The sequence below is a fragment of the Lentzea sp. NPDC004789 genome, from assembly GCF_053601075.1.
The window spans coordinates 405,289-432,092 of sequence record NZ_JBSGBE010000004.1 but is presented as its reverse complement, the minus strand read 5'-3'; the positions used below and the strand labels follow the sequence as shown (position 1 = coordinate 432,092).

The 26,804-nt window shown below is 68.9% G+C and carries 30 protein-coding genes; 8 read left to right on the top strand and 22 right to left on the bottom strand.

Annotated features, from left to right (window positions below; translation table 11 throughout):
* Positions 1-45 precede the first annotated feature (45 nt).
* Positions 46-939, top strand: a complete 894-nt coding sequence (locus ACWEIJ_RS12535) for an EamA family transporter (protein WP_449837246.1) — start codon at positions 46-48, stop codon at positions 937-939.
* Here ACWEIJ_RS12535 and ACWEIJ_RS12530 read toward each other — a convergent pair.
* Positions 863-2,362 (bottom strand): cobyric acid synthase, encoded by a 1,500-nt coding sequence (locus ACWEIJ_RS12530; RefSeq protein WP_449837347.1) that lies wholly within the window; start codon positions 2,360-2,362, stop codon positions 863-865. The genes ACWEIJ_RS12535 and ACWEIJ_RS12530 overlap by 77 nt on opposite strands.
* A gap of 28 nt (positions 2,363-2,390) precedes the next feature.
* Between ACWEIJ_RS12530 and ACWEIJ_RS12525 the strand changes: the two genes are divergently transcribed.
* Entirely contained in the window at positions 2,391-3,071 is a 681-nt protein-coding gene (locus tag ACWEIJ_RS12525) for an alpha/beta fold hydrolase (RefSeq protein WP_449837245.1), read from the top strand.
* Here ACWEIJ_RS12525 and map read toward each other — a convergent pair.
* The 7 genes from map to dxr all read right to left on the bottom strand — a co-directional run bounded on the left by map (position 3,058) and on the right by dxr (position 10,357).
* Positions 3,058-3,915, bottom strand: coding sequence for a type I methionyl aminopeptidase (gene map, locus ACWEIJ_RS12520; protein ID WP_449837244.1), 858 nt, complete (start codon positions 3,913-3,915; stop codon positions 3,058-3,060). The genes ACWEIJ_RS12525 and map overlap by 14 nt on opposite strands.
* 10 nt (positions 3,916-3,925) lie before the next feature.
* Entirely contained in the window at positions 3,926-4,084 is a 159-nt protein-coding gene (locus ACWEIJ_RS12515; protein WP_355434998.1) for a hypothetical protein, read from the bottom strand.
* The gene (locus ACWEIJ_RS12510; protein WP_449837243.1) at positions 4,084-5,874 is read right to left on the bottom strand and encodes a penicillin-binding transpeptidase domain-containing protein; all 1,791 of its coding nucleotides are present in this window, start codon (positions 5,872-5,874) and stop codon (positions 4,084-4,086) included. Before ACWEIJ_RS12510 ends, ACWEIJ_RS12515 begins: the two co-directional genes overlap by 1 nt.
* A gap of 18 nt (positions 5,875-5,892) precedes the next feature.
* On the bottom strand, positions 5,893-6,744 hold the full coding sequence (locus tag ACWEIJ_RS12505) for a GNAT family N-acetyltransferase (protein WP_449837242.1): 852 nt from the start codon (positions 6,742-6,744) through the stop codon (positions 5,893-5,895).
* A 90-nt stretch (positions 6,745-6,834) separates the two neighbouring features.
* Positions 6,835-7,965 (bottom strand): flavodoxin-dependent (E)-4-hydroxy-3-methylbut-2-enyl-diphosphate synthase, encoded by a 1,131-nt coding sequence (gene ispG, locus ACWEIJ_RS12500; protein WP_449837346.1) that lies wholly within the window; start codon positions 7,963-7,965, stop codon positions 6,835-6,837.
* Positions 7,966-8,010: 45 nt separating this feature from the next.
* Complete coding sequence (locus ACWEIJ_RS12495) at positions 8,011-9,213, bottom strand: M50 family metallopeptidase (protein ID WP_449837345.1); 1,203 nt, start codon at positions 9,211-9,213, stop codon at positions 8,011-8,013.
* A gap of 13 nt (positions 9,214-9,226) precedes the next feature.
* Complete coding sequence (gene dxr / locus ACWEIJ_RS12490) at positions 9,227-10,357, bottom strand: 1-deoxy-D-xylulose-5-phosphate reductoisomerase (protein ID WP_449837241.1); 1,131 nt, start codon at positions 10,355-10,357, stop codon at positions 9,227-9,229.
* A gap of 135 nt (positions 10,358-10,492) precedes the next feature.
* Between dxr and ACWEIJ_RS12485 the strand changes: the two genes are divergently transcribed.
* Positions 10,493-10,759, top strand: a complete 267-nt coding sequence (locus ACWEIJ_RS12485) for a GlsB/YeaQ/YmgE family stress response membrane protein (protein WP_355434986.1) — start codon at positions 10,493-10,495, stop codon at positions 10,757-10,759.
* Between the two features lie 48 nt (positions 10,760-10,807).
* On the opposite strand, the gene ACWEIJ_RS12480 is transcribed toward ACWEIJ_RS12485, so the two are convergent.
* Complete coding sequence (locus ACWEIJ_RS12480) at positions 10,808-11,161, bottom strand: hypothetical protein (RefSeq protein WP_449837240.1); 354 nt, start codon at positions 11,159-11,161, stop codon at positions 10,808-10,810.
* Here ACWEIJ_RS12480 and ACWEIJ_RS12475 point away from each other — a divergent pair.
* On the top strand, positions 11,132-13,042 hold the full coding sequence (locus ACWEIJ_RS12475; RefSeq protein ID WP_449837239.1) for a caspase, EACC1-associated type: 1,911 nt from the start codon (positions 11,132-11,134) through the stop codon (positions 13,040-13,042). The genes ACWEIJ_RS12480 and ACWEIJ_RS12475 overlap by 30 nt on opposite strands.
* Here the strand turns inward: ACWEIJ_RS12475 and ACWEIJ_RS12470 are convergent.
* Positions 13,039-13,689, bottom strand: a complete 651-nt coding sequence (locus ACWEIJ_RS12470) for a response regulator (protein WP_449837238.1) — start codon at positions 13,687-13,689, stop codon at positions 13,039-13,041. The genes ACWEIJ_RS12475 and ACWEIJ_RS12470 overlap by 4 nt on opposite strands.
* On the bottom strand, positions 13,686-15,293 hold the full coding sequence (locus ACWEIJ_RS12465; protein WP_449837237.1) for a sensor histidine kinase: 1,608 nt from the start codon (positions 15,291-15,293) through the stop codon (positions 13,686-13,688). The genes ACWEIJ_RS12470 and ACWEIJ_RS12465 overlap by 4 nt, the downstream gene beginning before the upstream one ends.
* 180 nt (positions 15,294-15,473) lie before the next feature.
* Between ACWEIJ_RS12465 and ACWEIJ_RS12460 the strand changes: the two genes are divergently transcribed.
* Positions 15,474-15,929, top strand: a complete 456-nt coding sequence (locus ACWEIJ_RS12460) for a peptidase inhibitor family I36 protein (RefSeq protein ID WP_449837236.1) — start codon at positions 15,474-15,476, stop codon at positions 15,927-15,929.
* Positions 15,930-15,946: 17 nt separating this feature from the next.
* On the opposite strand, the gene ACWEIJ_RS12455 is transcribed toward ACWEIJ_RS12460, so the two are convergent.
* The 4 genes from ACWEIJ_RS12455 to ACWEIJ_RS12440 all read right to left on the bottom strand — a co-directional run bounded on the left by ACWEIJ_RS12455 (position 15,947) and on the right by ACWEIJ_RS12440 (position 18,669).
* The gene (locus ACWEIJ_RS12455) at positions 15,947-16,741 is read right to left on the bottom strand and encodes an ArsR/SmtB family transcription factor (RefSeq protein WP_449837235.1); all 795 of its coding nucleotides are present in this window, start codon (positions 16,739-16,741) and stop codon (positions 15,947-15,949) included.
* Positions 16,742-16,816: 75 nt separating this feature from the next.
* Positions 16,817-17,623: an ABC transporter permease gene (locus ACWEIJ_RS12450; protein ID WP_449837234.1), complete on the bottom strand. Its 807-nt coding sequence runs from the start codon at positions 17,621-17,623 to the stop codon at positions 16,817-16,819.
* Positions 17,620-18,459, bottom strand: coding sequence for an ABC transporter permease (locus ACWEIJ_RS12445; RefSeq protein ID WP_449837233.1), 840 nt, complete (start codon positions 18,457-18,459; stop codon positions 17,620-17,622). The genes ACWEIJ_RS12450 and ACWEIJ_RS12445 overlap by 4 nt, the downstream gene beginning before the upstream one ends.
* Positions 18,460-18,468: 9 nt before the next feature.
* Positions 18,469-18,669 (bottom strand): hypothetical protein, encoded by a 201-nt coding sequence (locus tag ACWEIJ_RS12440; RefSeq protein WP_449837232.1) that lies wholly within the window; start codon positions 18,667-18,669, stop codon positions 18,469-18,471.
* 70 nt (positions 18,670-18,739) lie between these two features.
* On the opposite strand from ACWEIJ_RS12440, the gene ACWEIJ_RS12435 reads away from it, so the two are divergent.
* Positions 18,740-19,762 carry a cytochrome P450 gene (locus ACWEIJ_RS12435; RefSeq protein ID WP_449837231.1) on the top strand — a complete coding sequence of 341 codons (1,023 nt, stop codon included), beginning with the start codon at positions 18,740-18,742 and terminating at the stop codon, positions 19,760-19,762.
* Here the strand turns inward: ACWEIJ_RS12435 and ACWEIJ_RS12430 are convergent.
* Together ACWEIJ_RS12430 and ACWEIJ_RS12425 are read right to left on the bottom strand one after the other, a co-directional pair.
* On the bottom strand, positions 19,749-20,882 hold the full coding sequence (locus ACWEIJ_RS12430) for a polyamine ABC transporter substrate-binding protein (protein WP_449837230.1): 1,134 nt from the start codon (positions 20,880-20,882) through the stop codon (positions 19,749-19,751). The two genes, ACWEIJ_RS12435 and ACWEIJ_RS12430, sit on opposite strands and share 14 nt — an antisense overlap.
* Positions 20,875-22,014 (bottom strand): ABC transporter ATP-binding protein, encoded by a 1,140-nt coding sequence (locus tag ACWEIJ_RS12425; protein WP_449837229.1) that lies wholly within the window; start codon positions 22,012-22,014, stop codon positions 20,875-20,877. The genes ACWEIJ_RS12430 and ACWEIJ_RS12425 overlap by 8 nt, the downstream gene beginning before the upstream one ends.
* 155 nt (positions 22,015-22,169) lie before the next feature.
* Between ACWEIJ_RS12425 and ACWEIJ_RS12420 the strand changes: the two genes are divergently transcribed.
* Positions 22,170-22,430 carry a DUF2631 domain-containing protein gene (locus ACWEIJ_RS12420; RefSeq protein WP_355444612.1) on the top strand — a complete coding sequence of 87 codons (261 nt, stop codon included), beginning with the start codon at positions 22,170-22,172 and terminating at the stop codon, positions 22,428-22,430.
* Here the strand turns inward: ACWEIJ_RS12420 and ACWEIJ_RS12415 are convergent.
* A complete protein-coding gene (locus ACWEIJ_RS12415) occupies positions 22,427-23,326 on the bottom strand; it encodes an NADP-dependent oxidoreductase (protein WP_449837228.1) in 900 nt (299 codons plus the stop codon). The genes ACWEIJ_RS12420 and ACWEIJ_RS12415 overlap by 4 nt on opposite strands.
* Positions 23,327-23,430: 104 nt before the next feature.
* Between ACWEIJ_RS12415 and ACWEIJ_RS12410 the strand changes: the two genes are divergently transcribed.
* Positions 23,431-23,793, top strand: coding sequence for a winged helix-turn-helix transcriptional regulator (locus tag ACWEIJ_RS12410; RefSeq protein ID WP_449837344.1), 363 nt, complete (start codon positions 23,431-23,433; stop codon positions 23,791-23,793).
* Here ACWEIJ_RS12410 and ACWEIJ_RS12405 read toward each other — a convergent pair.
* From ACWEIJ_RS12405 to ACWEIJ_RS12390, 4 genes are all read right to left on the bottom strand, one after another.
* Entirely contained in the window at positions 23,780-25,285 is a 1,506-nt protein-coding gene (locus tag ACWEIJ_RS12405) for a serine/threonine-protein kinase (protein ID WP_449837227.1), read from the bottom strand. The genes ACWEIJ_RS12410 and ACWEIJ_RS12405 overlap by 14 nt on opposite strands.
* Positions 25,286-25,418: 133 nt before the next feature.
* Positions 25,419-26,060 (bottom strand): hypothetical protein, encoded by a 642-nt coding sequence (locus tag ACWEIJ_RS12400; protein WP_449837226.1) that lies wholly within the window; start codon positions 26,058-26,060, stop codon positions 25,419-25,421.
* A gap of 61 nt (positions 26,061-26,121) precedes the next feature.
* The gene (locus ACWEIJ_RS12395; protein WP_449837225.1) at positions 26,122-26,553 is read right to left on the bottom strand and encodes a PIN domain-containing protein; all 432 of its coding nucleotides are present in this window, start codon (positions 26,551-26,553) and stop codon (positions 26,122-26,124) included.
* Positions 26,550-26,795 (bottom strand): FitA-like ribbon-helix-helix domain-containing protein, encoded by a 246-nt coding sequence (locus ACWEIJ_RS12390; protein ID WP_449837224.1) that lies wholly within the window; start codon positions 26,793-26,795, stop codon positions 26,550-26,552. The genes ACWEIJ_RS12395 and ACWEIJ_RS12390 overlap by 4 nt, the downstream gene beginning before the upstream one ends.
* Between the last annotated feature and the right edge of the window lie 9 nt (positions 26,796-26,804).

The following is a 26,804-nucleotide window of genomic DNA, read 5'->3' as shown; positions in this document are numbered from 1 at the left end:
AAGCGGAACTGGTGCTAAACAGTCGGCGGCCGCAAGCTCGGAGTCATGAGTCCGCGCCACGTCCTGCTCGCCACCCTCGTCGCCGCCATCTGGGGCTTCAACTTCGTCGTGCTCAAGGTCGGCCTGGACGAGTTCCCGCCGATCCTGTTCTCCGCCCTGCGCTTCCTCGCCGCGGCCGTGCCCGCGGTCTTCTTCGTCGGACGACCGTCGGTGGCGTGGAAGTGGGTCGTCTCGGTCGGGCTGGCGCTGGGCGTCGCGAAGTTCAGCTTCCTGTTCATCGGGCTGAAGGCGGGCATGCCGGCCGGGCTGTCGAGCCTGGTGCTGCAGAGCCAGGTGATCTTCACGGCCGTGTTCGCCGCCGTCGTGCTGCGGGAACGGCCGAAGCCGGTGCAGATCACCGGCATCGCGCTCGCGGTCGCCGGGATCGGGCTGATCGCCTGGGACTACGGGCTGTCGTCGCCGCTGCTCGGGTTCGTGCTGGTGATCGCCGCGGCGGTGTGCTGGGGCGTGTCGAACGTGCTGATGCGGTACGCGCGGCCCGCCGACACGTTGCGGTTCATGGTGTGGGTGAGCGCGGTGGCGGTGCTGCCGCTGTTCGCGCTGTCGCTGCTGACCGAGGACGTGTCCGCGCTCGGCCGCCTGAACTGGGCCGGCGTGGGCGCGATCGGGTACGTCTCGTGGATCTCGACGTTGCTCGGGTTCGGGGTGTGGGGATTCCTGCTGCGCAGGTACGAGTCGTCGGTGGTTGCGCCGTTCTCGTTGCTGGTGCCCGTGTTCGGGATGTTCTCCGCGTGGGCGTTCCTCGGCGAGCACCTGAGCGGGCTGCAGGCGGCGGCCGGCGGTCTGGTGCTCGCCGGGCTGGCTATCCCGCAGCTGGTGGGGCGCCGGGCGGCACGAACGGAAGTCCGGCCGGAGCCCCTCGTTCCAGCAGGTCGATGACGGCCTTGGTGTCGAGGTGGTCCGCGACCAGGTCGCCCAGCAGGTCCAGCTGAGCCTCGCGGGCGGCGGAGAAGCTCACCTCACCGGGCACGAAGTCGCGGCCCGCGCGTTCGGCGGCCCAGACGAGGAACCTGCGGCGGAACGCGTCGTTCTCCAGCAGCCCGTGCCAGTGCGTGCCGAGCACGCGGTCGGTCTGCGCACCCTCCTCGCAGATCAACGGCCGCTCGGTGCTGCGGACCACCTGACCGTGGTGGATCTCGTAGCCGGTGACGGGCTCGTCCCACGCCGTACCCGCCGGCGTGGCGAGGGTCTTCTCGGCCTGGAAGCGGATGTCGACGTCGAGCAGGCCGAGCCCTTCGGTGACACCGTTCCTGGACTCGACGTCGTCCTCGATCCGCTTCGACAGCATCTGGAAACCGCCGCAGATGCCCAGGACCGGACCGTCGAACCGCCGGATCGCCGCCGCCAGGCCGGTCTCGCGCAGCCAGGCCAGGTCCGACACGGTGGCCTTGGAACCGGGCAGCACGACCAGATCCGCGTCCGCCAGCCGTGACGGCTCGGTCACGAACCGCACGGAAACGCCTGGCTCGCAAGCCAATGCCTCGACGTCGGTGGCGTTGGAGATGCGCGGCAACCGGATCACGGCGACCCGCAGCCAGTCCTTCACCGGCGGCCGCGGCCGGCCGACCACGCCGTCGGCGTTGTAGGACAACGAGTCCTCGGCGTCGAGCCACAGCTCCTCGCGCCACGGCAGCACGCCCAGCACGTCCCGGCCGGTGAGCGCCTTGAGCTGGTGCAGCCCCGGTTCGAGCAGCCGCTGGTCACCGCGGAACTTGTTGATGACGAAGCCGGACACCAGCGCCTGGTCGGCCGCGTCCAGCACCGCCACCGTGCCGAAGAGGTGTGCGAACACCCCACCGCGGTCGATGTCGCCGATGACCAGGACGGGCAGGTTCGCCCGCGTCGCCAGCCCCATGTTCGCGATGTCGTTCGCCCGCAGGTTGATCTCGGCAGGCGATCCGGCGCCCTCGCAGATCACGACCTCGTGCTCAGCCCGCAGTCCATCCAAAGTGGACAGAACGGTGTCGAGCAGCTGCTGCTTGCGCCCGCGGTAGCTCAGCGCCGACACCTCGCCGACCGCCTTGCCGAGCACCACGACCTGTGACGTGCGGTCACTGCCCGGCTTCAGCAGCACGGGGTTGAACCGCACGCTCGGCTCTTTGCACGCCGCCCGCGCCTGCAGCGCCTGCGCCCGCCCGATCTCCCCGCCGTCAAGTGTGACGAAGGAGTTGTTGGACATGTTCTGCGCCTTGAACGGCACGACGTCCACGCCCTGGCGTGCCAGAAAGCGGCACAGCCCGGCGACCAGAACGCTCTTGCCCGCGTCCGAGGTCGTCCCACAGATCAACATCGCGCCCCGCATGGACGCCAATGCTGCCATCATCACCCACATGGTCACCGTCGTCCTCATGCACAGCCCGTTCCTCGGCCCGTCGAGCATGCGCCCGCTCGCCGACGAACTGGCCTCCGACGGCGTGACCGTGCTGCTGGTCGACCTGCAGATGACCGTCAACGAGGCCCCGGTGCACCAGCGGCTGATCGGCGCGTTCGCCGACGCCCTGGAGGACTCGGGCGTCACCGGCCCGCTGGTCCTGGTCGGCCACAGCGGCGCCGGACCGCTGCTGCCGGCCTTCGCCGACGCCCTCGAACTGGACGTGGCCGGACTGGTGTTCCTCGACTCCGACCTGCCGACGCCGGGCCGCGCGTGGCGCGAGACCGTGGACCCCGGCCTGGTCAGCCAGGTGAAGGCGTCGGTGCGCGACGGCAGGCTGCCGCGCTGGGACCGGTGGTTCGACGAGGACCCGTTGCGGCTCGTGCCCGCGGAGCTGCGCGAGGAGATGCGGGACGAGGCACCCGAGGTGCCGTGGGAGTTCCTGAAGGAGCAGCGCCCGGTCGTCGAGTGGTCCGGGGCGTGCGGGTACGTGCTGTTGTCGTCGGCCTACGACGACGCGGCGGACCAGGCCGAGGCGCTGGGCTGGCCGGTCGAGCGCGTCGAGTCGCACCACCTGGCGGCCGCGACGTCGCCCTCGGCGGTCGCGGCCGCGCTCAAGGCAGTGATCAGCAGACTGTGAGGATCTCCGCGCCCGTGTCGGTCACGACGATGGTGTGCTCGAACTGCGCGGTCCAGCTCTTGTCCTTCGTGGTGACGGTCCAGCCGTCGTCCCACATGTCGTGCTCGTAGTCGCCGAGCGTGATCATCGGCTCGATCGTGAACGTCATGCCCGGTTCGAGCACGGTCTTCATCGACGGCTCGTCGTAGTGCAGCACCACGAGGCCGCTGTGGAACGAGCGGCCGATGCCGTGGCCGGTGAAGTCGCGGACCACGCCGTAGCCGAAGCGCTTGGCGTAGGCCTCGATCACGCGGCCGATGACGTTGATCTCGCGGCCTGGCTTGACGGCCTTGATCGCGCGCATGGTCGCCTCGTGCGTGCGCTCGACCAGCAGCCGGTTCTCCTCGGCGACGTTGCCCGCGAGGAACGTGGCGTTCGTGTCGCCGTGCACGCCGCCGATGAACGCCGTCACGTCGATGTTCACGATGTCGCCGTCCTCGACGACCGTGGAGTCCGGGATGCCGTGGCAGATCACCTCGTTGAGCGAGGTGCAGCACGACTTCGGGAAGCCGCGGTAGCCCAGCGTCGACGGGTACGCGCCGTTGTCGCACAGGAACTCGTGCGCCACCGCGTCGATCTCGTCGGTGGTCACGCCGGGGACGACGACCTTGCCGGCCTCCTGCAGCGCCTGGGCCGCGAGACGGCCGGCGATCCGCATGGCCTCGATGATCTCCGGCGTCTGCACCCACGGGTCGGTGCCGCGCTGCGGTGCGGGCTTGTCCACGTACTCGGGACGCACGATGCGCGAGGGCACCTGACGCCGCGGAGACTGGACACCGGGTTGCAGCGGAGCACGAACAGCCATGTGCCCCAGCCTACTTGGCGGCGACGGAACCGCCTCGGACCTGGTCCTCGCCCCGCATCCACGGCAGCTCCGCGGGAGCGTCCTGCTCGACCGACTCGCGCGGAGCCGGGAGCAGGACACCCGCGCGGAGCAGGCGCTCCCGCAACGTGTGCAGGTCTGGTCGAGTCATCACGGCACCGCCTTCAGGAACCTCGCCGCCACCTCCACGGCTGGAGTAGAAGTCTCACCGCTCAGGACCAGCGTCGCGAACGCGAGATCGCCTCGATAGCCCATGAACCACCCGTGTGAGTGCACGCCGTCACCGAACTGCGCGGTACCAGTCTTGCCGCGAACATCCCCGTACGGCTTGAGTTGCGGTGCAGTGCCGTACTCGACGACCTCGCGCATCATCTGCCGCACCGGGTCGAGCGCGGCCACCGGTGGCGCGGTGGGCTGTTTGTCCGCTTTGGTCTCCTTGCCGCGCACCAGCTGCGGCACCGGCATCGAGCCCTTCTGGATGGACGCCGCCACCAGCGCCATGCCGAACGGCGACGCCAGCACCTTGCCCTGCCCGAACGCGTCCTCCGCCCGTTCGACCACGTCGGTCGCGGGCGGCACGGAACCGGTGATCGTGGTCAGGCCGGCGACGTCGAAGTCGACGCCGAGCCCGAGCGACAGGGCGGCGTTCGGCAGCTGGTCGGGGGCCATGTCGACGGCGAGCTGGGCGAACGTCGTGTTGCAGGAGAACGCGAACGCGGACCGCAGCGGGATCGTGCCCTTGTCGAACTCGTTGGAGTTCGGCACGATCCGCCGCCCGTCGATGGTGGTCTTGCCGGGGCACGGCAGCGGCGTGTCGGCGTTGACCTTGCCGGAGGAGATCGCGGCGAGCGCGGTCACGGCCTTCTGCGTGGAGCCCGGCGGGAAGCGGCCGGTCAGCGAGATGGCGCCCTGCGCGTCGGCCGGGTCGTTCTGCGCGACCGCCAGGATGTCGCCGGTGGACGGCTGGATGGCGACCAGCACGGTCGGTTGCTGCAGCGGTTCGACGGCGTCCTCCGCGGCGGCCTGGATCGCCCGGGACAGCGCGATGTTCACGGCCTTGGCGGGCTCGGGAGCCTTCGAGAACAGCTCGTCGACCTCGTTGCCCTGCGCGTCGACCGTGGCGATCCGGAACCCGGCGTTGCCCGCGATGTCCTTCTCGACCAGCTTGCGCACGGCGGGCAGCACCTGGGAACCGAAGTTGCGGCTCGGCGCGAGCAACGACGTCTGCGAGCTGAACCGCACGCCCGGCAGGTCGTAGATCTTCGGCTTCACCGACTGGTAGTCCGGGTCGCGCAGTGCCGCCACCTGGTACGCCTGGCCGTCGGGGGTCTTGCCGACGCCCTCGGTGATCGACTGCTGGGTGATCGCCTTGTCGAGCGGGTTCAGCGCGTCCGCGAGGGCCTTGGCGACGTTGCCGACGTCACCGGCCTCCTTCGCGACGAGCAGGACCGACACGACGCGTTCAGGCGCCAGCAACGGCGTGCCCTCGCGGTCGAGCACCGGCGCCGGGTCGGGCTTGAGCTCGGTGACCCTGATCGTCTGCTGCGGCGCGAGCTTCGGGTGCGCCACCGACGACTGCCAGTGCACCTTCCAGAAGTCGCCCTCCTGCCGCACGTCGAACTTGGTCGAGTACGTCCAGTGCCGGTTGTTGTCGAGGTCCCAGTCGAGCGTGACGCTCGCCTCCGACGCCGTCTCGCCGTTCTTGCGGATCTGGTCGACCTTGCTGGTGAGACCCTTCGGCTTCAAGGCGCCCCGGAACTTCTCCAGCGTCTCCTTGGCGTCGTTCGGGTTGTCGGTCAGCCCGGCGGCACCCTGCACGTCACCGGACGCGAGCTTCGCCAGGAAGTCGTTGGTGATCTCCGGTGCCCCCGGAACGGAGCTGAACAGGCCGCAGCCGCTCAGCGTCAGGGTCAGCACCGTGATCGTCGCGAGAAGGCGCACCCGCGCGAGTATGCCCGGTCAGAACAGGACAGTCGCGTATTGGCCCACCTGTTCGAAGCCGATTCGGCGGTAGACGGCCTGCGCGACGTGGTTGTAGCCGTTGACGTACAGGCTGGCCGTGCGGTTGAGGACACGCGTGAGCCGGTCGGCCACCGCTGCCGTGCCGGCGGTGCCGAGGCCCTCGCCCCGGCGGTCCGGGCGCACCCAGACGCCCTGGATCTGGCCCACCCGCGACGACATGGCGCCGATCTCGGCCTTGAAGACGACCTCGCCTTGTTCGAACCGCGCGAACGCCCGGCCCGCGGCGATGAGCTCGCTGACCCTCGCGCGGTAGCCCGCACCGCCGTCCTCGGCGCACGGGTCGATGCCGACCTCTTCGATGAACATCGAGATCGCCGCCGGGAGGTACCGGCTCAGCTCGCTCGGGCGGACCTGACGGACCAGCGGGTCCGGGGTGATCTTGGGAGCGGTGGAGATCGCCATCAGCGGCTGGTCACCACGCACCTCGCGGGCCGGTCCCCAGTCGGGCTGGAGCTCGTCCCACAGGGTTAAGACCTGCTCGGCGGGGCCGACGAGCGACGAGCACATGCGGCCGCGGCGCCGCGCGCGGTCCGCGAACATGCGCATCGCCGAGGCGCTGCCCTTGAGCGGGATGAGGTTCGGGCCGGAGAAGCACAGGCCGTCGACCCTGCCCCGGATCGGGCGGGTGTCCGAGCCCCACATCTCACCGCCCAGACGCCACGGGTCGAGACCGGCCACCTCGACCCTCGCGGCGACCATGCACGCGGCCACGGGGTCGTTGTCGAAGACCCCGCGTACGTCGATCAGGTCGCGTTCGTCCAGCACGCGCGCTCCGGCCAGCCTCAGCACGTCACCTAGCGTGCCAGATCAGACGTGTGTGTGGCATCAGCCAACAGTGCGTGAGGGGCGCCTCACTGCTCAGACGCCCCTTCAACAGCACTAACCGACGGTGACGGCCGGCGAGCCGCCCTCGACCGGTTCCATCTCCTCGGCGATGCGCATCGCCTCTTCGATGAGGGTCTCGACGATCGCGTGCTCCGGCACGGTCTTGATGACCTTGCCCTTGACGAAGATCTGGCCCTTGCCGTTGCCGGAGGCGACGCCCAGGTCGGCCTCGCGGGCCTCGCCGGGGCCGTTCACGACGCAGCCCATGACGGCGACGCGCAACGGCACCTCCATGCCCTCCAGACCCGCGGTGACCTGCTCGGCGAGCGTGTACACGTCGACCTGGGCGCGGCCGCAGGACGGGCAGGACACGATCTCCAGCTTGCGCGGGCGGAGGTTCAACGACTGCAGGATCTGGTGGCCGACCTTGATCTCCTCGACCGGCGGGGCGCTCAACGACACCCGGATGGTGTCGCCGATGCCCTGGCGCAGCAGGGCGCCGAACGCCACGGCGGACTTGATCGTGCCCTGGAACGCCGGGCCCGCCTCCGTGACGCCGAGGTGCAGCGGGTAGTCGCACTGTTCCGCGAGGAGCTCGTAGGCGCGGATCATGACCACCGGGTCGTTGTGCTTGACCGAGATCTTGATGTCGTGGAAGTCGTGCTCCGCGAAGAGCGAGGCCTCCCACATCGCGCTCTCGGCCAGGGCCTCCGGGGTGGCCTTGCCGTACTTCTGCAGCAGGCGCGGGTCCAGGGAGCCCGCGTTCACCCCGATGCGGATCGGGGTGCCGTGGTCGCGGGCGGCGGCCGCGATCTCCTTCACCTGGTCGTCGAACTTGCGGATGTTGCCGGGGTTCACCCGGACCGCCGCGCACCCCGCCTCGATGGCCGCGAAGACGTACTTCGGCTGGAAGTGGATGTCCGCGATCACCGGGATCTGGGACTTCTTGGCGATCGCGGGCAGCGCGTCGGCGTCGTCCTGGGACGGGCAGGCGACCCGGACGATGTCGCAGCCTGCCGCGGTGAGCTCCGCGATCTGCTGCAGCGTCGCGTTGACGTCCGACGTCAGGGTCGTCGTCATCGACTGGACGGAGACGGGGAACTCGCTGCCGACACCGACGTTGCCCACCATCAGCTGCCTGGTCTTGCGGCGTTCCGACAGCACCGGCGGCGGCAGTGCCGGCATTCCGAGCATCACGCCGTCACTCATGGGTTTTGCACCTTTCGTAAATCACTGCAACCTGATCGGGTTGACGATGTCGGCGGTCACGGTCAGCAGCGTGATGGCGCCGCCGATGAAGATGACCACGTAGGTGAGCGGCAACAGGCGCATGTAGTTGACCGGGGCGCCGGCGGGCATCCCGCGCAGCTTCCTCAACCAGTCTCGCACCCGTTCGTAGAGGTTGACGGCGATGTGACCACCGTCAAGCGGCAGCAGCGGCAGGAGGTTGAACACACCGACGAAGAAGTTCAGGCCCGCGAGCATCAGGATGAAGAACGCCCAGAGGCCCCGTTCCGCCGCATCGCCGCCGAGGCGGGAGGCGCCGACGACCGAGATCGGGGTGTCGAGGTCGCGCTCGCCGCCGCCGATGGCCTTGACCACGGCCGGGATGCGCTCCGGGAAGCGCATGAGGCCCTTCCAGGTGTTCACGAACATGTCGCCGGTGAACGACACGGCGGCCGGGATCGCGTCGATCGGGCCGTAGGTGAAGGCCTGCTGGACGATCACGCCGATGGCGCCGACCTGCTTGACCTCCACGCCGCCCTTGCCGTCGGAGATCTGGCGGGTGACCTTGGGCACGTCGACGGTGAGCGCGATCTCCTTGCCGTCGCGCAGCACCTTGAACTCGTTCGGGCCGCTGAGGTCGCGGGTGACCTTCTGCATGTCCGACCACGTCGCGATCGGCTTGCCCGCGATCGAGACGATCTGGTCGCCGGGCTTGAGGCCCGCGCTCTTCGCGGGCGACGGCGCACCGGCGGGGCACGGCGCGTCGAACGGGACGGTGTAGTCCTGGACGCAGTCGGAGACCTGCGCGAGCACCGGCAGGTCCTTGTTGTTCGGCAGGCCCAGCGACATCGCGAGGATCAGCAGGATGATGAAGCCGAGCAGGAAGTGCGTGATCGACCCGGCGGACAGCACGACGACGCGCTTCCACACCTTCTGCTTGTAGAACGCGCGCGGCCGGTCGTCCGGGTGGACCTCCTCCAGCGCGGTCATGCCGGTGATCTCGCAGAAGCCGCCGGCCGGGATCGCCTTCAGGCCGTACTCGGTCTCGCCCTTGCGGAACGAGAACAGCTTCGGGCCGAAGCCGATGAAGTACCGGGTGACCTTCATGCCGAAGGCCTTCGCGGTCAGCAGGTGCCCGAACTCGTGCAGCGCGATGGACACCGCGATGCCGAACGCGAACAACAGCACACCGAGGACGTTGATGATCGAGTTCACGAGGTCAGTTCCTTCCAACCAGCTCGCGGGCACGTGCGCGTGCCCAGTCCTCGGCGGCCAGGACCTCCGCGACGTCCGCGGGGTCGGTCTGCCAGTCTTTCGCCTCGCCGAGAACCTGGCCGATGGTGTCCACGATCGACAGGAACGACGTCTTGCCCGCGACGAAGGCGGCCAGGGCCTCTTCGTTCGCGGCGTTGTAGATCGCGGGGAGACAGCCACCGCCACTGCCCGCCTGCCGCGCGAGCTCGACCGCGGGGAACGTGACGCTGTCCACCGGTTCGAACGTCCACGAGGTGGCGGTGTCAAAGGTACAGGCGGCCGCGGCACCCGCGACGCGCTCGGGCCACCCGAGACCGAGTGAGATGGGCAGCCGCATGTCCGGCGGCGACGCCTGCGCGAGCGTCGAGCCGTCGGTGAAGGTCACCATCGAGTGAATGATGGACTGCGGGTGCACCACGACGTCGATGCGGTCGTACGGCACCCCGAACAGCAGGTGCGCCTCGATCAGCTCAAGGCCCTTGTTCACCAGGTTCGCGGAGTTGATCGTGACGACCTGGCCCATGGACCACGTCGGGTGCGCCATGGCCTGCTGCACGGTGATGTCGGCCAGCTCGGCGCGGCTCCTGCCGCGGAACGGCCCGCCGGACGCCGTCAGCACCAGCTTGTGCACCTCGTGCGGCGCACCGCCGCGCAGGCACTGCGCGAGCGCCGAGTGCTCCGAGTCGACCGGCACGATCTGGTCGGGCTTGGCGGCCTTCAGCACGAGCGCCCCGCCCGCGATGAGCGACTCCTTGTTGGCGAGCGCCAGCGTGGCGCCGGTCTCCAGCGCCTTCAGCGACGGCTCCAGGCCGCGCGACCCGTCCATGCCGTTGAGCACGACGTCCGCGGGGCAGGCCTCGATCAGGTCGACCATGCTGGTCAGCGTCTTGACGCCGGGGACCTCGGCACCGTTCGCGACGGCGACGGTGGTGACGCCGAACTCGGCGGCCTGCTGCTTCAGCAGGTCGAGCTGACGCCCGCCCGCGCCGAGCCCGACGACCTGGAAGCGGTCGCGGTTGCGCCGGATGACGTCGAGCGCCTGGGTCCCGATGGAGCCGGTCGAGCCCAGGATCAGGACAGTGCGTGGAGTACTCATCGCCCCTCATTGTTCCGGAGAGTGCCTGAGAGCCCGGCACAGCCCGTTACTTTGATAACGGAGTGGTTTTGGAGGCGTGAAGTCGCCAGTTCGTGGGCATTCCATCCCCGACAAGCGGATGGAAGGAGACTCTCCGTGGGCATCCTGGGATGGATTGTGCTCGGTCTGCTGGCCGGCGCCATCGCCAAGGCCATCATGCCTGGTAACGACCCCGGCGGCTTCATCATCACGATGCTGCTCGGCATCGTGGGCGCGATTCTCGGTGGCTTCATCGGATCCGCGCTCTTCGGGACCGACCTGGGCTCGTTCTTCGAGATCAGGACCTGGTTGCTGGCGATCGTCGGATCGCTCATCCTGCTCGGCATCTACCGCCTGGTAACCGGCAGGCGAAGTCACGTATAGGCACTGAGACGTTCGAGGCCGTTCGGGTGACCCCCGAACGGCCTCTCGTCATCCCAGCTCCTTGCGGAGGAACGACTCGACCGCTTGCCGCCCGGTGTCGTCCAACGGGCCCTGGATCTCCAGCCTGCGGTCGCCGTCCTCGACGATCACCTTGCACTTGCCGCGGTCGACGAACGCCGCCAGCACCCGGCCGAGCTGGATGAGCACGGGCGAGCCGCTGACCGCGACGATGATCGTGCTGAGCGTCTGCGGATCGATGCCCTTGGCGCCCTCGGGGGCGGACGGACCTGGCGCGAAGTCAACATCGACGTCGAGGCCTCGGACATCGTCGCGAAGCAGGCGGATCTGCCGGTCCAGCACCTCGGGGTCGTCGTGCTGCAACGTTACGGTAATCGTCGTCACGGGCCGAACGATAGCGTCGGTGTGGCGGCCAATCGACGCATCGCACTGCTCATCGCGACGGACACCTACGACGACGATGAGTTCGTCGACCTGCGCACACCGTGCACAGACGCGACCGCGCTGGCCGACCTGCTCGCCCATCCCCAGATCGGTGCTTTCGAAGTCACCACCTTGGTGAACCGACCGGCCCAGGAAATCCGCCAGGCGCTCGATGAAACCTTCACCGACGCCAGCCGCAACGACCTCGTCCTGTTGCACGTTTCCGGCCACGGCATCAAGGACGAGGGCGGCAAGCTCCACCTCGTCATGTCCGACACCCGCCGCCGCCACCTGCGCGCGTCGGCGATCGCCGCCGGTTGGGTACGCGAACTGATCGACCACAGCGCCGCCCGGCGCGTCGTGGTCTGGCTCGACTGCTGCTACAGCGGCGCGTTCCCGCCGGGCTTCACCCCGAAGGGCACCGAAACCGTCGACGCCATCGACCAACTGGCAGGCGACTCAGCCGGGCGTGGCTGCGCAGTGATGACGGCGTCCACGAAGATCCAACACGCGTTCGAGCGCGACGAGATGTCGCTCTTCACGCAAGCCATCGTCGAAGGGCTTCGCACCGGCGAGGCCGACCTCAACGAGGACGGCCGGATCGACGCGGGCGAGCTGTACACGTTCGTGTACGACTGGGTCCGCGGACGCACGCCCGACCAGACTCCGACCCGCAACGACATGCTGACCGGCGACATCTACGTCGCACACAGCGGACGAGGCGCTCGGCTGCCGCTCAACCTGCCGCCGGAGATCCGCCAGTTGTTGCGCAGCCAGGACGAGCGGTACCGCCTCATGGGGCTGAAGGAGTTGAAGAACCTCGCCGCCTCCGGTGACGATGTCGCCTGGGCGGCGTTGTCCGCACTCGCCGACGAACCTCCGGCATCGAACCGGGTTCGGCTGGTCATCGACGCTGGGCCACATCCGCTACCTCGCTTCGAACACGCGCATTCCTTCCGCGCCATGAACAGGCGAGGACTGGTCGAGCACCACAGCACTGCCGTGACATGCATGGCGTTCAACCCATCCAGACCTGGCCTCGTCTGCGTGGGAACCACGAACACAGTGGAGTTCATCAACGCGTACAAACCGGCGGCTCGTTGCAGAACGATCCACATGGTTCGACACGACCGAGTCCGGGCCCTGGCGTTCAGCCCAAACGGGCGGTGGCTGTTGACAGCGACCGAACACGAGATGTGCGCGTGGCACCCCGACGACCAGACAGCGCCCATCTGGAAGAAGCGGGGGGCGTTGGCAACCGCCTTCAGTCAGGACGGCAAGACGCTGGCCAGCGCCAGAGGCTCCAACATCACTCTGTGGGGCACCTCGACACCGAGGCCGCTGGGAGACCCGCTCACCGGACACAAGTACTCGGTCACAGGACTCGCGTTCAACCCGGATGGCAATCTGCTTGCGAGCGCTAGCTTCGACGGGACAATTCGTCTGTGGCATCCAAGAACGCGGTCGCCGGTCGGCGTTCCGCTGACGGACCACGAGGGCTCAGGACAGTCGGTGGCATTCAGTCCGGACGGCAGGCTCCTCGCCACCACCGCGCGTGACACGGTTCGCCTGTGGGACCCGTTGTCAGGGCTGCAGTTCGGCGCATCGATGGAGCACAACGGCTCCGTTTTGGCCATCGCGTTCAGTCTCGACGGCCACGCACTCATCAGTGCGACCCTCGACGGCGAGGTTCGAGTGTGGGATCCGTACGCCGGCAAGCTGATCCAGACGCTCGAAGGTCACAAAATGCCAGTGGTCGCCGTCGACTTCAGTCCGGACGGCCAGCACCTGGGAAGCGTGGATGCAGGCGGAGAGTTCATCCTCTGGGAACGGACGCGCTAGCTGGCGATGCCCGCGTCGCGCGCCAGCAACGCCGCCTGCACCCGGTTCGTCAGCCCCAGCTTCGCGAGCAACCGCGACACGTACGTCTTCACCGTCGCCTCGGACATGTGCAGCTTCGCCCCGATGTCGGCGTTGGACATGCCCTGCCCGAGCAACGCCAGCACCTCGACCTCGCGCTCGGTGAGCCCGGCGACGGCCTTCTGCGCCTCCTGCCGCTTCGGCTGGCCTGAAGTCGCCACCATGCCGACCACCCGCGAGGTGACCATCGGCGACAGATAAGCCTCACCGTTGTGCACCGCGCGCACGGCCCGTAGCAGCTCCTCAGGCGCCGAATCCTTCAACAGGAACCCCGCAGCGCCGTCGGACAGGGCCCGCACGATGTTCTCGTCCTCACCGAACGTCGTCAGCATCACGACCCGCACGGACGGCGCGACGACCTTCAGCTCGCGGGCGCACGCCAGGCCGTCCATCCGCGGCATGCGGATGTCCAGCACCGCCACGTCGACGCGGCGCTCGCGCACGGTCTGCAGTGCCTCGCGGCCGTCACCGGCCTCCGCCACCAGCTCGATGTCGTCCGCCGTGCCGAGGATGGCCTTGATGCCGGCGCGCATCAGCGGTTCGTCGTCGGCGATGAGCACGCGGATCATGGCTTGTCCTTCTGCACGTGGATCTTCTTTTCGACCAGCTTGCCGTCACGGAAGCAGAAGCGCACCACTCGGGTGCCCTTGTCGAGGTAGGACTGCTCGTCGGTGAGGTGGTAGAGGCAGTGCGCGCCCGGTGGTTCCGGGGAGGCCTGCGAGCTGCGTTCGCCGCCCGCCAGCAACGGATCGTCGCCGTGCGGCAGCAGCGCCATCACGTCGGCTTCCGACTGGCCCTCCTGGATCCTGGCGAGGTCGTCGGCCGACACGACCTTGGTGATCGGCTGGGTGCCGAGGTAGGTGAAGCCGCCGATGATGACCGCCAGCACGATGGACGCGCCGGCGATCGAGCCGACGCCTGCCCACTTGCGGATCTGGTGCGTCGGCTGCTCCTCGTCCTGCGCGTCCTCCTCCGGCTCTTCCGGCAGTCCCGTGTCCTCGTACGGCAGCACCGCGGCGATCCGGAAGCCTCCCGACGGCAGCGCGCCCACGTGCAGGATGCCGCCCGCCACGCGCACGCGTTCGCTCAGGCCGATGAGTCCGACGCCCGGTTCCCTGGCCGCGGAACCGCCGCGCGACGGGTTGTTCCGCACCTCCACGACCAGCGCGTCGGGCTCGTACTTCACGGTGACCTGCACGGCGGCACCCGGCGCGTGCTTGGCCGCGTTGGTCAGGCCTTCCTGCGCCACGCGATACGCCGCGTGCGACACCCGTGACGGCAACGGGTGCGCCTGCCCGCCACGGACCAACGACACCAGGACGCCGGCCTTGCGCGCGTCGCCCACCAACGAGTCGATGGACTCCACGGTCCGTGTCGCGGGATCGTCGTCGGGACCGTCCTCGGCCCGCAGCACGCCGATGATCGCCCGCAGTTCCTCCATGCCGGTCAACGCCGCCGAGCGCAACACCCCGATCGCCTCGCGCTGCTTGTCGCCCAGCGACGGGTCCAGCGCCAGCGCGCCCGCGTGCACGGAGATCAACGACAGCCGGTGGCCGAGGCTGTCGTGCATGTCCTGGGCGATGCGGCTGCGTTCGCGCAGGCGCACCTGCCGCGACAGCATCCTGTGCTCGACCCGCATCCGCGCCTCGCGGTCCTGCATCGCCTGCACGAGCGCCTCGCGTTGCGCGAGATAGCGGCCCACGAGGAACGGCAGTGCCACCCCCACGCCGAAGATCGTGATCAGGATCAGCATCCCGTAGACGGGACCGATGTCGATCGGCCCGCGGTCCCAGGAGAACATGACGACGACGAACGTGATCGAGGTCGCCGCGACGGCCTTGACCCACGACTCGATCCGCCGCCCCGCCGTGTAGCTCAGCACGACCATCAGCGCGGGCCCGAGGAACGGTATCGCCGCGGCCACGATCATGGTCGTCGCGGGCAACAGGTGCCGCGCCAGCAGCAGCGCCACGTAACAGGCGATGAAGGCGACGATCAGCCAGCCGGACGACTTCGCCGGCTCCTGCGCCCACGGTCCCGGCCACAGGTCGAGCAGGATCGCGGCGACCATCACGATCACGTCGCCGGCGACGCGCACCGGGGTCAGTGCTTTGAGCCGGGCCAGCGTGTCGGCGCGGAACGCCTCCGCCCTGGCCCGCACAGCGGTAATCACGCTCCCAAGCTACGAGACGTCCGATGTTCGCGCGGCACGCTGGAGTATCGAATCCGCGCGACGAAAGTTGACGGCCCGTCCAGGTCGCGTGGAAGCGCTTCGACGAGATTCGAAGGACGCCCCGGGCGAGACCGGGCCTCGGCAGACTCCCTCCTGCACATCGATCTCTCAGGGGGAAACATGAGAAAAGCGCTTTGTGTGCTGTTCGCCGCCGCTTTGGCACTGGTGTCGTTGCTGGGGACGGCATCGGCGGCTCCCGGCACGCAGACCAAGTCCGGTGTGACCATCACCGCGCCGGCGACGAACGACGTCTCGGCCCAGGCCCTGTCGTGTCCTTCCGGTGACTTCTGCGCGTGGCCGGTCAGCGACGGCAGCAGCAGCCGGTGCGCCTGGGCCGTCGCCGACCCCGACTGGCAGGCCGGGTCGATCAGGTGCTCCTGGTCGTCGTCGCGCGCCGTGCAGGCCGTCTTCGACAACGGGAACAGCTCGACCTACGCCGGGGTGTGCATGTACCCGGCGGCGAACTACGGGGGCGACATCGCCTACTACGTGGACCGCGGCCAGCGAGCACCTGGGTTCCCCGGCGTGAAGATCCGTTCCCACAAGTGGGTCAGGACCGTCGCGGGTTGTTGGTGACGACGGGTTGAGGGTGCTCATCGCCCGGCGGCGAGCACCCTCAGTCCCAGCGGTGTGATCAGGTGCCGCGCGAAGTTCTCCTCGCGCTGAGTGGTGATGAGGCCGGCTTCGCGCAGCACCGCGGTGTGATGACTGACCGTGGCGGGAGCGACACCCACGAGCTTCGCGAGCTTGGAGGTGGTGCTCCCGCCGACCGCCGACCGCAGGATGGAGGCCCTGGTGGAGCCCAGCAGAGCGGTCAGGTGGTCACCCCGGCCGCCGTTCCTCGACCGGGACTCGGTGCGGATCGGGCAGGCCAGCACCGGGCCGGGAGCCAGCTGGTGGCGCAGGGCGAAGTAGCACGGGACCAGCACGATCCCCTGCCCGTCGAGGTGCAGGTCCCCGTGGTGCGGGGAGTCGACGGACAGCACGGGCCGATCCCACCGGGTGGCGGGCCCGAGCACGTCCAGCAGGCCTTCCGGGCCGCGCCGCAGGTACTGCTGGATCCCCGCCGACACCTCGGCGCACAGCGCGTCCTCGATCGCCGGCAGGTGCGGCTCGATGACGGACCTGAAGTAGACGCGCAGGGCCTCGGCTTCGGCGTGCAGGCGCTGCGGCCGGGTCGACAGGACCGTGTGCAGCGCCGTCCGCAGGTCCGCGTCACGAGCGGCGAGCTCACGCACGCGTCTGCGCCACGGGTCGAAGGCCCGGTCGTCTTCCCGGTGCCGCAGTACCTGGGCACTGCCGACGATCTCCCGCATCAGATCGGGTTCCAGCTTCAACCGCGTGCGCGCGATGTCCCGATCGGTGAAGTGAATGCGCAACTTCGGCACGTCTCCCCCAAGAACTTGCCGGTGTCACCAGAGAAGTCGCGCGGGCGCGGGACCAGATACAGCCCCGCGGTGAAGTCAGACCAGCTGCGCGGTGGCCCCGGCCCTGCGGGCCCGCCACGACGCGACCACCACACCGATGACCAGCAACAGCGCGGTCGCCGTCACCATCAACGTCGACAGCGCCACGATCTCCGGCGAAATGCCGCGTTTCGAGGCCTGCGCGTAGACGAACACCGGCAGCGTCGTGGACCCGACGCCCGTGAGGTACGACGAGATCACCACGTCGTCGAACGACAGCAGGAACGCGAACGCCCCGCCGGCCACCACCGCGGGCGCCACCAACGGCAGCGTCACGGTCCGGAACGCCGTCCACGGCGAAGCCCCGAGATCGGCCGCCGCCTCCTCCAGTCGAACGTCCATTCCGGACACCCGCGACCGCACCACGACGACCACGAAGCTCAGCGAGAACGCCACGTGCGCGAACAGCAGCGCCCCGAACCCGAGCGGGATCCCGGCGAGCTTCACGAAGAACCCCAGCAGCGCCACGCCCATCACGACCTCGGGCACCACCAGCGGCAGCGACAGCAGCACGGTCCACAGCCCGCGGCCGGGAAACGCCCGCCGCAACCCGAACGCCGCCAGCGTCCCGATCACCGTCGAGATCACCGCGGACGCCAGCGCGAGCTGCAGGGTCAGCTCCAACGACGCCAGCACGCGCGTGTCGTCGAACAGCTCGGCGTACCACCGCGTCGACAACCCGCTGATCCTGCTCAGCGACCGCGACGAGTTGAACGACGCCAGCGCCAGCCACACGATCGGCGCGTACAGGAACAGGAAGACGAAGGCGACGACGAGCGCGAGTGCCCACGGCCGGCGGTTCACAGCACGTCCTCCCCACGCCGCCCTCGCAGCAACAGCACGAGGACCACCAGCACGAGCAACAGCACCGCCATCGCCGAGCCCAGCGGCCAGTTGTTGCCGCCGCGGAACTGGTCGTCGATCACCGACCCGAACGTCGACTGGTCGACGCCGCCGAGCAGCTTCGGCGTCACGAAGTCACCGGCCGAGGGCACCAGCACCAGCAGCGACCCGGCCAGCACCCCGGTGAACACCCCCGGCAACACCACCCGGAAGAACGTCGACGTGCGTCCGTGGCCGAGGTCGTAGGAGGCCTCCACCAGCCGGAAGTCGAACCGCTCGCACGCCACGTACAGCGGCAGCACCATGAACGGCAGGAACCCGTACGTGAGCCCGAGGACCACCGCGCCGTGCGTGAGCAGGAACCCGCCGTCGCGCCCCAGCCCCACCCACCCGAGCACGGTGTTGACCAGCCCCTCACCGTCCAGCAGCGCCTTCCACGCGTAGATCCGCGCGAGATAGCTCGACCAGAACGGGATGAGCACCGCCGCGAGCAGCGAGGTCCGGTACCGGCCGCCGTGGCGGGCGATGAACCACGCCAGCGGGAAGCCCAGCAGCAGGCAGATCAGCGTCGTCGCCACCGCGTAGACCAGGGTCCGGCCGAAGATCGGCAGGAACGCCGGGTCGAGCGCCGTCAGGTAGGCCTGCGTCGTCCACGGCAGCACCGCGCGGGCCACCCCGGTGTCCCGCGTGGCGAAGCTGAACTCGACGACGATCACCAACGGCGCGATCAGGAAGATCCCCAGCCACAGCCCGGTGGGCGTGAGCAGGGCGTTGGCCTTCAGCCAGCGTCGCGACACGGAACCAGATCATGCCATGCCGTTGAGGGACCCGACGGCGTCACTCGGTGACGTCGCGAAGGCGGCCGGTGTCGGCAGAACCACACCCCACCAGCGCTTTCCCACGCGATCGGGGTTGATCCACGCGATCGAGCAGCTCGTCAAGAGACCATGCGCGACGACGAACGGCTCAGCATGCGCCGCGCCACCATGGACCAGCCCGTCATCCACCTGATCTCCTGGCTGCAGGGCGGGCGGTTGCGTGGCGACCCGCTCCGCGTGCTGGATCACTCCAGGGCTCGTGCTCACGACGTCCCACGCGGTGTGCAACAAGATCCTGCGGGACCGCCGGTTCGGCGTGCGGTTCCTGGACAGCTCGCTGCCCGCGATGACGTCACTGGGCCTGCAGCCGACCTCGTTCCTGGAGGCGGACCCGCCGGACCACACCCGGCTGCGCAGGCTGGCCGCGCCCGCGTTCAGCCCGAAGCTGATCGACTCCTACCGGCCGCGGGTCGAGAAGATCGCGGAGTCGTTGCTGGACAACGACTCCATGGACCTGATCCAGGACTTCGCCACGCCGTTGCCGGTGATGGTGATCAGCGACCTGCTCGGCATCGAGGAGTCCGACACCAGGTCGTTCGCCGAGTTCGGGATGCGCGCGGCGAGCGGCAGCCCGCTCGGCGGGACGTACGAGCGGATCATGGCGTTGTTCGAGCGGCTGATCCACGAACGCCGGAGGCGGCCGGGCGACGACGGGATCAGCTCGCTGGTCGCGGCCGAGGGCGAGCGGAAGCTCACCTCGGACGAGTTGCTGGGCATGTTGTTGCTGCTGCTCCTGGCCGGGTTCGAGACGACGGTGAACCTGATCGGCAACGGCGCCATGGCGTTCCTGGACCACCCGGACCAGTGGGAGCTGCTGAAGAACGACCCGGGCCTGGCGCCCGCGGCGGTCGAGGAGGTGCTGCGGTGGGCGCCGCCCGTCCACTACACCGGCCGCGTGGCGCACGAGGCCGTGCCGGACCTGCACCGGCGGATGCGGCGCGACGACGGGATCTTCCTGATCCTGGCCGCGGCCAACCGCGACCCGGAGGTCTACCCGGAGCCGGACCGCTTCGACATCACCCGCGCTCGGCAGCCGGAGCACCTGGCGTTCGGCAGCGGCATCCACTACTGCCTCGGCGCGTCGCTCGCCAGGATGGAAGGAGACGTCGTCTTCCGGGCGCTCGCCAGGAAGTGGCCGCGGATCACCCAGACCGCGGCGGCCACGTTCCGCGAGTCGACGACCATCAGGGGGTTCGCGACCTTTCCCGTCAGCCGGTCTTGACCTTCGTCCAGGCGTCGGCGTACCGCGCTTCGGCCTCACCGCCGAGGTCCTTGGTGAACGGCAGCTTCTTCAGCTGCTCCTCCGGCGGGTAGACCACCGGGTCGTTCAGCAGGTCCTTGTCGATCAACGGTTTGGCGGCGGCGTTGGGGCTGCCGTAGCGGACCGCGTTGGACAGCGCCGCACCCGCTTCCGCACCGAGGACGTAGTCGATGAACCGGTGCGCGTTCCCGGCGTGCGGCGCGTCCTTCGGGATGACCAGGAGGTCCACGTAGGACAGTCCGCCCTCGGCGGGGATGGCGTAGCCGATGTCGTCGTTGGCCGCCTTCGCCTGGAACGCGTCACCGGAGTACGACTGCGCCAGCCGCACCTGGCCGGAGGTCAGCGGTTCGATCACGTCGGAGGTGATCTGGCCGAGTTTCTTCTTCAACGACAGCAGGAAGTTCGCCGCGTCGTCGATCTGCTCCGCGTCGGTGGTGTTCGGGTCGTGGCCGAGCTTGAGCAGGCCGAGCGCCAGGCCGTCGCGGGCCTCGTCGAGGATCGAGCTGCGGCCCTGCGCGTTCGGCAGGTCGTAGGCGTCGAACCCGGTGACCTCGCCGCCGATCTGCGACTTCGAGTACGCGAGGCCCGTGGTGCCCCAGGCCCACGGCACGGAGAACTGGTTGCCGGGGTCGTAGTCGGCCTCGACGAACCGCTGTTCCAGGTTCACGAGGTTCGGGATCGCGTCGTGGTCCAGCGGTTGCAGCAGGCCGGACCGCAGGAACCTGCGCAGGAAGTTGTCGCTCGGCACGACCAGGTCGTAACCCGCCTGACCGGACGCGATCTTGGCTTCCATCTCGTCGTTGGTCGAGAAGTTGTCGTACGTGACCTCGATGCCGGAGATCTTCTGGAAGCCCGGCAGCGTCTCCGGCGCGATGTAGTCGGTCCAGTTGTAGAAGTTGAGCTTCGGCTCGTCCTTGAGGTTCGCGGCCCTGGCGGCGCTCGTGCCGCCGCTGCTGGTCGGCGCCGGACCGACGGCGCAGGCCGCGAGGGCGAAGTATGCCATCGAGCCGAGCATCGCGCGCCGGGTCACGCGCGGGCTGTGCACGTCCCACAGCCGGGCGATCCGGAGCTGCTCAGCCATCGGAGGCGTCCAGCAGCACGGTGAACTCGGGGTCCCACGCCATCCGCACCGGCTGGCCCGGCGCGCCCGCGTCGTCGATGCGCTGGGCGTTCTGCACGAACGCCACGAGCTCGCCGCCGGGCGTGTCCACGACGAACTGGGTCGACACGCCGGTGTACACGACGTCCTGGACGACGCCTTGCAGGACGCACCAGCCGGTGGGCGGCTCGCTGGTGGTGTCGAACAGATGCACCTTCTCCGGTCGCACGGTCGCGGCGACCTTCTGGCCGTGGCTCACGCCGCCGGAGAACTTCGCGCGCAGGTTCGTCGCGCCCGCCGCGGTGAGCGCGGCGAACTCACCGTCCACACCGGACACCTCGGCGTCGAGGATGTTGGACGTGCCGATGAAGCCGGCGACGAACCGGGTCGCGGGGCGTTCGTAGACGTCCTCGGGGTAGCCGACCTGCTCGATGCGACCCGCGTTCATCACGGCGATGCGGTGCGAGAGGACAAGTGCCTCTTCCTGGTCGTGCGTGACGTAGAGGAACGTCGTGCCGACCTCGCGCTGGATGCGCATCAGCTCGATCTGCAGCTCCTTGCGGAGCTTGGCGTCGAGCGCGCCGAGCGGCTCGTCCAGCAGGAGCAGCCGCGGTCCGGCGGCGAGCGCACGGGCGATGGCGACGCGCTGCTGCTGACCACCGGAGAGCTGGGTGGGCCTGCGCTTGGCGAACTGGGACAACCGCACGAGTTCGAGGTGCTCACCGACGCGCTTCTTCAGCTCCGCACCGCGGATCTTCTTGCGCTTCAGGCCGTAGGCGACGTTGTCCCACACCGACATGTGCGGGAACAGCGCGTAGGACTGGAAGACCGTGTTGACGTCCCGGCGGTACGGAGGGACGCCGACCATGTCGGTGCCGTCGAGCTCGATGCGGCCCTCGTCGGGGTCGACGAAGCCCGCGATCATGCGCAGGACCGTCGTCTTGCCGCAGCCCGACGGGCCGAGAACCGAGAAGAACTCGCCTTCGTGGACGTTCAGCGAGATGCCGTCGACCGCCACCTGGTCGGAGAACCGCTTGCGCACCCCGTGCAGGCCGATCTCGACGGGAGCGAACGTGTCCGGGGTGGAGGCCTCGGCGGGAGAGAAGCCGGTCAAGTCGAGGCGCCTTCAGAGATCGGATGAGTGGGCCGCGTCGAGCGTAGACGGCGTACGACTTCACCGGTAAGTCGTACGCGCGCGACCTCACACATCCGTGCTCACCCACATGTGCGACGATGACCGGGTAATCCGGATGAGCAGTGGAGGAAACCGTGGCTTCGTCCTCGGAACTGGACAAGCGTCCTGCCGTCGACCCTCACGAGGAGCCGTCGCACGAGTGGGGCTGGCACGGCACGCTGCCCGGCGCCGTGCGCTGGGGCGGAATCCTCTCCGCGATCTTCCTGTTCCTGATGCTGGTGTTCCGCAACCACCACGGCAACACCGAGAACATCTACCTGATCGTCACGATCGTGGTCATCGTCGCGGGCCTGGTGTGGGACGCCGCGCGCAAGCGCACGTCCTGGCGCCGCTAGGCGACCGTCAGCACGATCTTGCCCTGGGTGCGGCCGGTCTCGCCCAGGGCATGTGCTTTTCCGGCGTCTTCCAGCGGAAACGCGGCGTCGACGTGCACCCTGAGCGCGCCGCGGCCGACCAGTGCGGTGATCGCCTCCAGCCCCGCGCGGTCCGGTTCGACCAGGATCGGGCTGATCCTGATGTCGTCGCGCCGCACGCCGTCCACACCGGACGGCACGCCGACGAACAGCCCGCCGCCGCGCACCGGCTCCGGTGACGCGCCGCCGACGAGGTCCACGAACACGTCGATGTCGTTCCGGTCGTAGTCGGCCCGCGTGTAGTCGATCACCTCGTCCGCACCGAGGTCCTTCAGGAACGCGTGCTTGGGCGCACGCGCGGTGCCGACGACGTGCGCACCACGTGCCTTCGCGATCTGGACCGCCAGGTGCCCCACCCCGCCCGCCGCGGCCGTGACCAGCACCTTCTGCCCCGGCTGCACGTCAGCGGTGTCGACGAGGATCTGCCACGCGGTGAGCGCGGCCAGCGGCAACGCACCCGCCTCGACGTGGGTCAGCCCCTCCGGCTTCTTCGCGAAGTGCCGGGACGGCGCGGTGACGTACTCGGCGTAGGCGCCCGCGGCGTGCGGGAAGCGCGGCATGCCGTAGACCTCGTCACCGGGCTTGAGCGTCGTCACCCCGAAGCCCACCTCCTCGACGACACCCGAGACGTCCCACCCGAGGACCAGCGGAAACGTCTGCAGGCCGGCCATGCCACCGCCCGCACGGGTCTTCCAGTCGACCGGGTTGACCCCGGCCGCGTGCACCCTGACCAGCACCTCCGTCGGCAGCGGGGTCGGCTTGGGCAGGTCGGTGAGGGTCAGAGGGCCGCCGAACTCGTTCTGGATGATCGCTCGCATGCACACCAGCTTCGGAGATCTGGTCTCTGCTGGCAATTAGGCACTATGTGGTGCACTAGGTACCTGGTAGAAACTATGGCGTGATCAGGGACGTTTATCTCAAGATGTGCCCGTGCCGCGACCTGCTCGACATGGTCGCGTCGAAGTGGACGGCACTGGCGATCGGAGCTCTGGAGGACGGGCCCAAGCGGTTCGGCGAGCTGAAGCGCCGGTTGGACGGCATCAGCCAGAAGATGCTCACGCAGACGTTGCGCACGTTGGAACGCGACGGGCTCGTCACGCGCACGGTGTACCCCTCGGTGCCGTTGCGCGTCGAGTACGAGCTGACCGCGCTCGGGCGCAGCGTCACCGAACCGCTGGCCGCGCTGCGGTCGTGGGCGCAGCAGAACTACGAGTCGGTCGCCGAAGCCCGCGAGACCTTCGACGCCGCCGAACCACTCGGCCTCGAACCCGCTACGGCCCGCTGAGCACCCACCCGAGCTGCCCGTCGACGTGCCCCTTCTCGCACGTGCTGTCGAGCGCGTCGAAGTGCCTGGTGCCGTTGTCCCAGCTGCAGCGGTAGAGCGCGACGACGTGCCCGTCCGCGGGCGGGTTGACGAAGATGTACCCGAGCACGCCGAGCTTCTCGTGCTTGTCGCAGGAGAAGTCGACCGAGGTCATGTAGTCGCCGGCGTCGCCGACCTTGCAGGCGTAGAGCTCGCGGGTGCCCGGCTCCTGGCTCGCGGCGACCCAACCGGCCGGGCCGTCCAGCGCGTTGAACTGCGGGGGCTTGGCGAAGCCCTCCGAGGTCGTGAAGTAGAACCGGCCGTCGTTCCATCGGCTGAGCGCCTTCGTCCTGCGCTTCGGCGGCGGGACCGGGTTCGGCTGGGCCTGCGCCCAGGTTGACCTTGGCGTGCTCGACGACGTCTGGGACGGTGGCGCGCTGCTGCTCGGCGTCGTGCTGGGCGGTGTCGTGGTCGTCGTTGTAGCTGCGGTCGTCGTGGGGTTCTGCTGGGCGACGAGGGTGGCCGGCTGGTCACCCGGCCGCACCACGAGGAACGTGACCAGCGCGATCACCGCGACACCCGCGACCGCCGCGCCCGCGATCAGGCCGGTGCGCCGCTTCCGGGGCTCCTCGAACGCCTCGCGCGTCGGCTGCGGCGTCACGAAGGTCGTGACGGGCTCGATCACGACGGTCCGTTCGGAAGGCGACCCGAGCCGGGCCCTGGTCTGCGCGGCGGTGAGGCGCTGAGCCGGGTTCTGGTGCAGCAGCCCCGTGATCACGTCTGCCAGCGGCCCACGCGCACGCCGGATGACCGGTTCCTCGTACATGATCGCGTGCATGGTGGCCGCGGTCGTGTCCCTTTGGAAGGGTGAGTGCCCCTCGATCGCGTGAAACATGGTGGCGCCCAACGCCCACAGGTCACTCGCGGGCGACGGCCGCTGCCCCGCGAACAGCTCCGGCGCCATGTAGCCGGGCGAGCCCATGATGCCGCCGGCGGCCGTGAGACCGGGATCGTCCATCGCACGGGCGATGCCGAAGTCGGCCAGCTTCACCGTGCCGTCCGACGCGACCATGATGTTGCTGGGCTTGACGTCCCGATGCACGATCCCCGCCGCATGCGCCGCCTCAAGCGCGCTGAGCGTCTGCAGGGCGATGCCCGCGACCTCGTCCTCGGAGAACGTCCTGCGCGCCATCAGGTCCGTCAACGTCGGCGCCTCGACCAGCTCCATCACGATGTACGTGGCACCGCCGTCGGCGATGACGTCGTGGATGGCGACGACGTTGGGGCTGTTCAGGCGACCTGCCGTGCGCACCTCGCTGAGCACCCGCTCGGTCTCGGTCGTGCGCAGCTCCTTGAGCGCGACACGACGTCCGATGACCTGGTCCTCAGCCAGCCAGACGACCCCCATGCCGCCCCGGCCGAGCTCTCTGATCGTCGCGTACCTGCCCGCGACCAGCCTCGTCGGTTCCCCCACGAGGCGGCATGCTATCCGACCGATGTCCTAGTGGCCGTCAGACGCAAACCCGGCAGTAGAGCCGTTCACCGTTCCCCACCGCCGCTGCCGCAAAAGCCTTGAGCCGCACCCAGTCCACCCACGACCTGCGCCCTCAGGTGTGCACGCGATGCACGTCGCAGTAGACCACGTGCAGCCACTTCCAGTGCTGGCGATCCTCGGTGATCTCCGCACAGCAGTGCGTGCCAGGGCTCTCGTGCATGTGCCGAGGACAGTCCTCGACCAGCTCCCGCAACGCCTGTCCCCCGACCTGGAACGCCACCCTGCTGCCCACGACGAACACGGTGTCGGCCACGATCGCGCCCCGCAGCACGTCCCGGTTCTCCCGGAACCGCAACCGCTCGTAGTCCGGCTCCTCAGAAAACCCTTGGCACACAACGGTGTGCGGCCGGCCACCCCGCAGCCTGGCACGCAGGTCCTTCCACTGCGACGTCCGAAACCCGAGGCTGTGGTGCACCAGCACCAGATCCAGCAACGGTCCCTCACTCCAGCGGCACGGCGAATCGCTTCGCCGCAACGGCAGGTACACCAGCGTGCGCGGCGACCGCATCGCGAACGCCCAAGCCATGGCGAGATCGCGTGCGGACGCCTTGTCCACACACGTTTCCACGCCCAGGTATCCCTCGTACAACGGCGCGTGCGACAACGGCAGGGCCGGTTGCACCACTCGGTACTCGTCACGGCCCAGCCGCACGGTGCTGACGAGCGTGCGCCAGCGTTCGCCTTCGAGCTTCATCGCGGCGAACGCTAGAGACCGGAAGGCGGTTCAGCGACCGATTTCAGAACGGCAGAACGTCTTACAACTGATCGGCGTCGCCCCACGGGTTCAGCAAGGTGATACCGGTGTCCATGAAATCCTTGGTGTTGCGAGTCGCCAAGCAAGCCGCGAAGCGGCGGCAGATCGCGGCAATCTGTGCATCCGCCATGCTGATCGGGAAGCCTTGTTCCTCGCGTGCCGCCACGATTTCGCCGTAGTACACGGCCGCAGCACCGTCGAACGGCAGGATCTGTCCCTGGAAGTCCTCGTTGAGAAGCTCGGAGACCTTGACCGCGAGCGTGCTCTTGCGTTGACCGTCGGGCATCCGCTCGATCCCGTAGGCGAGCTCGGCCGCCGTCACAGCCGTGATGAAGACTTCATCGGCCGGGTACCGATCGACCCAGCGAACCACCTCGTCGTTCGGAGCCTGCCTCATGAGCTCGGAGACGACGTTGGTGTCGAGAACGATCACTCGGGAAACTCCGCCGCTCGCGCCGGCTCGGTGCGAGCAGGCAGTTCGAACGAGACTTCTTCGACTTCAGCGAAGCGCTGCCGGATCCTGGTGCCCATCCCAGGCCCCGAGTCGGACTTGGTCAACACCGCGGCGAGGATCGCACGTACCTCGGCCTCCATCGAACGGCCGTGTTCCGCCGCACGAATCCTGAGCTTGGCTTTCAAACTCTCGTCGAAGTCGCGGATCGTCAGGACCGCCATGATCCACCT

Coding starts and splice junctions, on each gene's coding strand:
- ACWEIJ_RS12535 (WP_449837246.1), top strand. CDS start 46: ATGAGTCCGCGCCACGTCCTGCTCGCCACCCTCGTCGCCGCCATCTGG.
- ACWEIJ_RS12530 (WP_449837347.1), bottom strand. CDS start 2,362: ATGCGGGGCGCGATGTTGATCTGTGGGACGACCTCGGACGCGGGCAAG.
- ACWEIJ_RS12525 (WP_449837245.1), top strand. CDS start 2,391: ATGGTCACCGTCGTCCTCATGCACAGCCCGTTCCTCGGCCCGTCGAGC.
- map (WP_449837244.1), bottom strand. CDS start 3,915: ATGGCTGTTCGTGCTCCGCTGCAACCCGGTGTCCAGTCTCCGCGGCGT.
- ACWEIJ_RS12515 (WP_355434998.1), bottom strand. CDS start 4,084: ATGACTCGACCAGACCTGCACACGTTGCGGGAGCGCCTGCTCCGCGCG.
- ispG (WP_449837346.1), bottom strand. CDS start 7,965: ATGCCGGCACTGCCGCCGCCGGTGCTGTCGGAACGCCGCAAGACCAGG.
- dxr (WP_449837241.1), bottom strand. CDS start 10,357: ATGAGTACTCCACGCACTGTCCTGATCCTGGGCTCGACCGGCTCCATC.
- ACWEIJ_RS12470 (WP_449837238.1), bottom strand. CDS start 13,689: ATGATCCGCGTGCTCATCGCCGACGACGAACCGCTGATGCGCGCCGGC.
- ACWEIJ_RS12460 (WP_449837236.1), top strand. CDS start 15,474: ATGAGAAAAGCGCTTTGTGTGCTGTTCGCCGCCGCTTTGGCACTGGTG.
- ACWEIJ_RS12430 (WP_449837230.1), bottom strand. CDS start 20,882: ATGGCTGAGCAGCTCCGGATCGCCCGGCTGTGGGACGTGCACAGCCCG.
- ACWEIJ_RS12415 (WP_449837228.1), bottom strand. CDS start 23,326: ATGCGAGCGATCATCCAGAACGAGTTCGGCGGCCCTCTGACCCTCACC.
- ACWEIJ_RS12410 (WP_449837344.1), top strand. CDS start 23,431: ATGTGCCCGTGCCGCGACCTGCTCGACATGGTCGCGTCGAAGTGGACG.
- ACWEIJ_RS12400 (WP_449837226.1), bottom strand. CDS start 26,060: ATGAAGCTCGAAGGCGAACGCTGGCGCACGCTCGTCAGCACCGTGCGG.
- ACWEIJ_RS12390 (WP_449837224.1), bottom strand. CDS start 26,795: ATGGCGGTCCTGACGATCCGCGACTTCGACGAGAGTTTGAAAGCCAAG.